Here is an 8,209-nt window from a genome sequence, read left to right on the forward strand (position 1 = left end):
CCCGGCGGGCAAGAACGGCGGCAACTCCCGCAACGGCACCCGTGCCAAGACGGTGCTGACGGACGTCGGGCCGGTTGGGATAACCGTGCCCCGCGACCGCGACGGCTCCTTCGAACCGAAGATCGTCAAGAAGCGGCAGAAGCGTCTGACCGGCGTCGACGAGATGGTCGTCTCGCTGGCTGCCAAGGGCCTGACCACCGGCGAGGTGCAGGCCCACCTGGCCGAGGTCTATGGCGCTGAGGTCTCCCGCCAGACCATCTCCACCATCACAGACAAGGTCCTGGAAGGCATGGCGGAATGGCAGAGCCGCCCGCTGGACGCCGTCTATCCGGTGGTCTTCATCGACGGCCGTCCACGTGAAGATCCGCGACGGTGCGGTGGCCAACCGGCCGATCTATGTGGCCCTGGCCGTCACCACCGAGGGCCGGCGGGAGATCCTGGGGCTGTGGGCCGGCGACGGCCGCGAGGGCGCCAAGCACTGGCTGCACATTCTCACCGAGATCAAGAACCGCGGCGTGAGCGACGTTCTCATGCTGGTCTGCGACGGGCTCAAGGGCCTGCCCGAAGCGGTGGAGACCGTCTGGCCGCGGACGATCGTGCAGACCTGCGTCGTGCATCTGCTGCGGAACTCCTTCCGCTATGCCGCCCGCCAGGACTGGGACAAGATCGCCAAGCTCCTCAAGCCGGTCTACACCGCTCCCACCGAAGAGGCCGCCCTGGACAGGTTCGCCGAGTTCGCCGAGGCATGGGGCAGGAAGTATCCGGCGATCGTGAAACGGGTGGGAGAACGCCTGGGAGGAGTTCGCCCCGTTTCTGCGATTCGACACCGAGGTCCGCCGCATCGTCTGCACCACCAACGCGATCGAGTCGGTCAACGCCCGCATCCGCCGGCCGGTCAAGGCTCGTGGTCACTTCCCGAACGAGCAGGCCGCACTGAAGTGCGTCTACATGGCGATCATGTCCCTCGACCCCACCGGCAAGGGACAGGCCCGCTGGACCATGCGCTGGAAAACAGCGCGCAACGCTTTCGACATCACCTTCGACGGCCGCCTGTCAGCGGCCAGCCATTAACCTCAACTGCCCCAGTTACACCACTCGTTTGACAGTCCCCGTCCGACAGGGCACTGCTGCGCGGGTGGTCGGGGTGGTTCTTCACCCAGATCATGGAGAACTTCATGATCTGGTCGATGTCGCTGAGGCGCAGCAGGATCGCGTCGCCGGCGTGGAGCGGCTCGGTTTGGCGGTGCTGCCGCAGCCGGTAGAAGCGGTTCTTCTGTTCTGCATGTCGGGCTGTGTCGTGTGGATGGAGTCGGTCGCCCGCTCTCACCCACTGGCGCCATGGCCGCGCTCCGGCTGATCCTCCTGCCCGACCCGTGGTTCAGTAGGTGTCGGCCACCTCGGCGGCGGCGTTCGAGGAGTCGTAGAACTTGTCGATGTTCTTCACCCACGGCTGGATCTTCTCGCCTGCGGCGTAGCGCTTGAGCGTCTGGAAGGCGATGGGGCCGAACCGGGGGTTGCATTCGACGCTGGCGTTGATCTTGCCGTCGACGACGGCCTGGACGGCTTCCTTGCCGCCGTCGATCGACAGGACGAGGACGTCCCTGCCCGGCTTGCGGCCGGCGTCCTCGAGGGCGGCGACGGCGCCCATGGCCATCTCGTCGTTGTGCGCGTAGATCACGTTGGCGTCCGGGTGGGCCTGCAGGAGGGACGCGGCGACCTGGCGCCCCTTGTCGCGGGAGAAGTCCCCGGACTGCGAGGCCACGATCTTGAAGCCCCCGGCGGCTTTGACGGCGTCGTCGAAGCCCTTCTTGCGGTCGTTCGCGTGCCAGGAGCCGCTCGTCCCCTCGAGTTCGATGATCTTGGTCTTGCCGTTCGCGTTCTTGATCAGCCATTCGGCCAGACGCCGGCCTTCCTCGGCGAAGTCGGAGCTGATGAAGGTCAGGTAGTCCTCCCCGGGCTTGGCCAGGGCGGGGTCCACCGACCGGTCGAGGAGAACGACGGGGATGCCCGAGGCCTGGGCCGCCCTGATGGCCGGGATGAGCGGCTTCTCCTCCCGGGGCGACAGGAAGATCAGGTCGACCCCCTGCGCGATCATCGAGTTCACGTCCGCGACCTGCTTGGCCGCCGAGCCCGCGGCATCCGTGTACACGAGCTGGTAGCCGAGCTTCGCCGCCTCGTCCTGCATGCTCTTGGTCTGAGCGATACGCCAGGGATTGTTGGCCTCCGTCTGCGCGAAGCCGACCTTGTACGTGTCCTTCTGGCCCAGAGGCGGCAGAGTCATGGATTCCCTCTTCCGTTGATTTTCCTGCCGTACAAGGAGAGCCGAAAGCGGCCCTTCACGGGCCGAGTTTGACAAAGCCGTTCCCGTGTACCAGGTAGGCGCTCCCGGCATACCCTCCACCGGAGGACGTGGTGTCGCTGATGCGGGGCGAGCCGCTGCAACGCGTGTCCAGTGCCACTGAAGCTGAGCTTGATCGTGTGCAGACTGCCTCCCCTTCATCGAACCCTGAGACACGCCGCAGGGAGCGGTGCCGGAGGACAAGCAGGAAGCCCCGGGGGCCACCACGACCCTCCAGGGCCTCCACTTCGCTGACCTCCCAGCTCAACGACGAGCCGGACAGCCTGTCACGCCCAGTCGATGCCGAGCTTCGCGAATGCGGGCTGCTGGAGGTGGGCGAGGAGCATGGCGCTGGACGCGGCGCGACCCCGCCCGGTGGCAGCGGTGGTGTCGGCAATGCGCCGCAGGTGGCTGGCGACGCCGCGGACACCGGCGAACCAGCCGTCCTCGAACCGCGGCTCGGTTCCGTGCGGCGGGCTGCTCTAGGAGATCCAGGTGTGGGCGCCGGCGACCGCCCCGGCCTCCAGGGCCGCGACGATGTCGTCAGCCTGCTCGTGTCCGATCCCGACGGCGGCCAGGGCCTGGAAGACCACGAACCGCGCGCTTGTGGCTTCGGCCTGGTGGTGGCTGATGGCGGCCAGCTCCTGGCCGTACGCGACCGGGTCGTACTGCTCGGTGCTCACGGGGTGCCTCCCTGCTCTGTCCGGGTGCGGTTGGCGACCCAGCCCGGATCGCGTACGGGCACCGGCACCGGGGCGTCGGTGGCCGGGGAGCGCATGACGCGCCAGCTGGTGCGCGGCGCGGTGACGGCGTGGACCAGGACGACGACGACCTGACGGCCAGCGCCGCCCCGGGCCCACGCCCCGGCGTGGCGGACCTGATCGGCCGCCCAGTCGCCCAGGCGTCGCCACGGGCGCAGCCGCCCGAGCAGATAGCCAGCCGCGAGCGCGACGGCCGCGGTGACGACGACGCCCACCATCAGGACCACCGCATCCCGATCACGGACAGCAGCTCCACCCGCTCCGGCGACAGCGTCGCCGCCCTGCTCCGCTGGTTCCCGACCCACTGCCGGTCTGCAGGGGAATGTCAGTTGAACATTGTCATCTGAGTGTCAGTGGATCGGGCTTCCTGACCTCGTGATCGGCACTGACGGATGGTGCTCAACTGGCACTGACATGAATGACGAATGGCCATGTCATTCTCGTGCAGACACCTATAGCGTGCGCGGAGTATGCGCTGGTCAGAGGCGTGTGGCTGTACTGGGTTTGATGTCTCAGTGCTGCTGCGGTCACCGCGCGTCGTTGACCTGCAGCGCCGCTTGTTGCCCGTGACGCCCTGTGGGCCCCGTGCCGGCTGGTTGAGTTGTGGTCCTGTTGATGAGATCGCCTCAGGCCGTAAGCGCGTCTACAGCGCGCCCCATGGTGGTTGATACGTGGGCTGCCCGCATCTCACGGTCCCTACCAGGAGTGGTCCTGATGGTCGGGGAGGCTGGGGGTGCCGTCCGGTTCAATGCCGTGTGGCCACAGCCGTGCCCATAAGGGCTCGAAGCGGTAGTGGGGGGAGGCGGCGTCTCCGCGGTCGAGTGCTTCGCGCGCGGTTCGGGCTGCTCCGTCGATGTCGTGGGCTTCGTATTGGAAGCGGGCGATTCTGGCGAGAGCCTCGGGATGTCCGTACGTGGCGGCGGCTTCCCAGAGGACTTCGGCACGCTCTCTGCTGCCGGCTGCTTCGCGGCGCTCTGCCAGGTCGGCCAGTGTGCTGGTCAGCCCGTACTCGGCGGCCTCTCGCGCGTAGTGCTCTGCTTGGTCGTAGAGTGCCTTCTCCTCTCGCATCATTGCCAGGTGGCTCAGGCAGGCAGGGGCTCCGTTGGCTGCGGCGTGGTGGGCCAGGTCCGATGCCTCGCTGGTCAGTCCCGCCTCCTCGTGCTGCAGCGCGATCTCGGCGAGCGCGTCCGGCTGGCAGCATTCGGCAGCTTGCAGGGCCAAGGCCGCAGCCTCCTCGTAGTCGAAGGCATCAGCGGCGGTGTAGGCGAGATCGGTCAGCGCCCGACAGGTGAGGTGTTCGGCTGGCCAGTTGGCGTCCTCGTCAAGCCAGTCATACCCGGGGGCCTGTACGTCTGGGCCGATGGAGGGCTCGGCCCAGGGCAGTTGACTGGCACGCGCCTCCAGAAGGCTGGCGTAGCGCAGCCGCCACCGGGCTGAGGCTGCTGACGCCAGAGCGCTGACATCGGTACGTCGTGACAGGTGCCCCAGGGCAGCGTCCCAGAAGGATGCTGGCGGACACAGGAGACTTCGTGTCCGGCGGCCGTGCTGCTCCATGTAGTCGGCCAGCCGGAAACGCCGGTCGTCACAGCGGCCACCTGGAGTGCGGCGTGATCGTTGCAGCAGTGCTGCGTTGCCGTGGACGGGGCGCTCGGTGTAGGCGAGGGCTTCCTCGAACCAGTCGTCGTCCAGAGACTGGAAGACCGACTCGGGCAGGTAGCCGGTGGCCGCCTCCTCAAGGAACGGTGCCGGGAGGTCAGGCCCGCAGCCCAGGCGACGCGCGTCCATGGCAGCGTCGAGGATCGCCCGGGCACCTGGGCTGGCATGCCTGTGCCGGTCCAGCAAGGCTGGAACACCGGCCAGGAATTGGGTGATGCGGCCGGCCGCTGCTCCAGCCAGTGCCTGGGCGAGGCGCTCGTCGGTTGCGGCAGCACTGCGCAGAGCGACGAGATCGTGTTCGGTGAAGGCACCGGGCACGTGTACTTGTCGGCCCGTCAGCAGAGGCCGGCTCTGGGCGTGCGGATCGTGCTCCGGCTTGGCCGGCAGGGAGGTCAGCTGGTCCCAGTGCACCGGCCACAGAGTGCCCAGCACCAGAATCGGAGCGCGCTCGGTGTCGGTCAACAGGGTCCGCAGGGCTGCGGCAATGCGGTCTCCGACCTGGAGAGGGGCCAGGTAGTGCTGCGCTTCGTTCAGCCAGACCACGGTCTTCGGCCCTACCGCGGACAGGCCAGCCAGGGCTGCCTCGGCTCGGGTGGGGTCGAATGGGTGCCACAGCCGCCAGCCCTCGGCCGCCAGTGGTTGGACGGCTTCCCAGCACGCACGGGTCTTGCCGGTGGAGGACTCGCCCACCAGCACACACAGTTGGCTTCTCCCTTCCCGCGCAGCGTCCACGACGCGCCGGAGATGGACGTCGTGCTCGCGCGGCACGTAGGCGGGTAACTCATCGCCCCTAGTGCCGACACGGATCGCGTGATGTACCTCCAGGTCGAGCGGGTGGCACTCGCTGATGAGACGAGCGGTGGGTGCTTCCTGCTTCGTGCCGCTGCCTGGCTGCGTGGAAGGGAGGACGTAGACATGGGTCACGGTGTTGTGGTCGCCGTTGATGACGGCGTCGATGTCTCCGCCCGCTGCCACTGACTCCTTGCTTGCCTGCACCCGCCCGCCCGGCGCCGCAGACATGCCATCACCATCCTCCTGACCGCCGCGGTCCCTGCGGCCTCGCATAGGAATCACCTGTGGCTTCCATCCGCGGTGATGACGTCACCTATGTCTCCCGCGGCAGCAGCGCTGTCCGTTCCCCTGGCGCGCATGCCGCCCCTTGCGGGTGTATGACGGGGCGACGTTGCCGAGGGCGCCACTGTCTTGTTGCGGTAGCCGAGGATGAGGATCGTGTGTGCGCCTGATGCCACGGCGCTGTGACGCGGCTGAAATGAGAGGCGTCCGGAACTGGTGAGCACCCTCATCGAGTCAGCTGAGCCCATGGCCCCGGCGATCACCCCTGTCACGTGGCGGGCCGATCCGCGGCCACGAAACCCATGAAGATGGCGACCGTCGCCAGACAGGCGGCCGCCGTCCCGTAGACGGCTGCGTGCGCAACGAGCGCGTATCTCCCCCCACTCCTGCATGGGCTCATCAAACCGCCGTCGGAAGGCCGTGTCCGTGAAACGTGCCATTCCAACGTGATCTGCCCCGGTCGGAGTTGGCGCAGGCCGCCGAGGCGGCGTGCCGGCGACGCCAGACTGTGCTCGTGCTCTCCCGACGTCTTTGCGGTCAGATCTGGTGGCATCACCCCGTCGTGAACGACTTAGCTTGTTCTTTAACCTCTGGGCTCGAACACCAAGTAGGACACCGTCACTCACCTGGGGATTCGCCGGACAGGCGGACGGCCCTCGCATGATTCTGCGTTCCGCCACGGAATACAGACTCATACGAAGGCCGCAGGGGTGAGTGTGCTGCACGACGATGCCTGGCGGGACGCGTTCGACTTCACGTCACACTTCCGGGAGGACTTCTACGCCTGCCTGACCCGGCGCGGTGACACCCTGTTCGAGCTCACCGACGCGATGCTGTGTGAGAACGGGCCGGTGACCTCGCCGGTCGACCTGACGCTGGTGGCCGAGCACCGGCGTGGGCACGGCGCCTTGTACGACGCGCTGAACTGCGGCCGGATCGATCAGGCCGGGCTGCGCCGGGCCCTGGCGGTGCTGCCGCAGCCCAAGGCCGCCGACCACCGCCTGGTCCTGGCTGTCGATGTGAGCAACTGGCTGCGCTCGGATGCCCCGACCAGCCCGGACCGCCTGTTCTGCCATGTCTACGGGCGCAACGGCCGGTCCTCGGACCAGTTCGTGCCGGGGTGGCCGTACTCCTTCGTCGCCGCGCTGGAGACCGGGCGGACCTCGTGGTGCCAGATCCTGGACGCCGTGCGCCTCGGCCCCGACGACGACGTCGCCGAGATCACCGCCGCCCAGGTCCGCCGGGTGGTCACCGACCTGGTCGAGGGCGGCCAGTGGGAGGAAGGCGACCCGGACATCCTCATCGTCTTCGATGCCGGCTACGACGCCCCACGCATGGCCTGGCTCCTGGCCGGGCTGCCCGTCGAAGTCCTGGGACGGATGAGGTCGGACCGTGTCATGCGACGGCCAGCGCCCTCGCTCAAGGAGTACGCCCAGTCCTATCGGCGGGGCGGGCGGCCGCCGAAGCACGGAGCGGAGTTCCGCTTCGCCAAGCCCGAGACCTGGGGTGAGCCGGACGCCGCGACGGTGCAGGTCACCGACCGCTACGGCACCGCCGAAGCCCTCGCCTTCGATCGGCTCCACCCGAAGCTGACCACCCGCTCCGCGTGGATCGACCACACCGCCGAGCTCCCCGTCATCGAGGGCACGGTCATCCGCCTGAAGGTCGACCGGCTGCCCGGCGGCGCCGACCCGCTGCCGCTGTGGCTGTGGTCCTCGGCCACCGGCCTGACCTGCCACGACGTCGATCTGCGCTGGCAGGCGTTCTTGCGCCGATTCGACCTGGAGCACACCTTCCGCTTCGCGAAACAGACCCTCGGCTGGACCCGCCCCAAGCTCCGCACCCCCGAAGCCGCGGACCGCTGGACGTGGATCGTGATCGCCGCCCACACCCAGCTCCGGCTCACCCGCGCAGCGGCCGCCGACCTCCGTCGCCCCTGGGAGAAACCGTCCGAGCCCTCCCGGCTGACCCCGGCCCGCGTCCGCCGAGGGTTTCGCAACCTCCGCCCTCACCTGCACAATCCGGCCCGCGCACCGAAACCCACAACACCCGGACCAGGCAGGCCACTTGGCTCAAAGAACCAGCGGCCCGCACCCGCTACGACGTCGGCAAGACCACCACACGCCCAGCAACCGTCACCGAACGCAATCGCCGCAAAGCCCACAAAGGTTAAATTTCAAGCTTAGAGCTTGTCTCACGTGGTGTCAGATCGATGCGGCATGATGGCTTGTCATGGGTGTCGGTCTGTCGCAGCGGTTGGTTCCTGACGAACTCTGGTCGCTGGTAGCTCCGTTGCTTCCCTCGTTCGCGTCGCGTCCGCAGGGTGGTGGGACAGCGCCGTGCGATGAGCGGGCTGTGTTCACCGCTGTTGTGTACGTGT

4 protein-coding genes and 2 pseudogenes are annotated in these 8,209 nt (G+C 68.0%); 2 read left to right on the forward strand and 4 right to left on the reverse strand.

The window, feature by feature from the left end; all coding sequences use genetic code 11:
* Nucleotides 1-1,071, forward strand: a pseudogene (locus V5O46_RS31230) (IS256 family transposase); the annotation flags it as partial.
* A gap of 307 nt (nucleotides 1,072-1,378) precedes the next feature.
* Here V5O46_RS31230 and V5O46_RS31235 read toward each other — a convergent pair.
* The 4 genes from V5O46_RS31235 to V5O46_RS31250 form a co-directional block, all read right to left on the reverse strand.
* Entirely contained in the window at nucleotides 1,379-2,281 is a 903-nt protein-coding gene (locus V5O46_RS31235; RefSeq protein ID WP_332888111.1) for an ABC transporter substrate-binding protein, read from the reverse strand.
* A 539-nt stretch (nucleotides 2,282-2,820) separates the two neighbouring features.
* On the reverse strand, nucleotides 2,821-3,021 hold the full coding sequence (locus V5O46_RS31240) for a hypothetical protein (protein WP_332888112.1): 201 nt from the start codon (nucleotides 3,019-3,021) through the stop codon (nucleotides 2,821-2,823).
* On the reverse strand, nucleotides 3,018-3,317 hold the full coding sequence (locus V5O46_RS31245) for a hypothetical protein (RefSeq protein ID WP_332888113.1): 300 nt from the start codon (nucleotides 3,315-3,317) through the stop codon (nucleotides 3,018-3,020). Before V5O46_RS31245 ends, V5O46_RS31240 begins: the two co-directional genes overlap by 4 nt.
* 478 nt (nucleotides 3,318-3,795) lie before the next feature.
* The gene (locus tag V5O46_RS31250) at nucleotides 3,796-5,775 is read right to left on the reverse strand and encodes a hypothetical protein (protein ID WP_332888114.1); all 1,980 of its coding nucleotides are present in this window, start codon (nucleotides 5,773-5,775) and stop codon (nucleotides 3,796-3,798) included.
* Between the two features lie 770 nt (nucleotides 5,776-6,545).
* On the opposite strand from V5O46_RS31250, the pseudogene V5O46_RS31255 reads away from it, so the two are divergent.
* Nucleotides 6,546-8,002, forward strand: a pseudogene (locus V5O46_RS31255) (NF041680 family putative transposase).
* Nucleotides 8,003-8,209: the final 207 nt, after the last annotated feature.

This window comes from Streptomyces poriticola (genome assembly GCF_036689765.1).
Lineage (GTDB): Bacteria > Actinomycetota > Actinomycetes > Streptomycetales > Streptomycetaceae > Streptomyces > Streptomyces poriticola.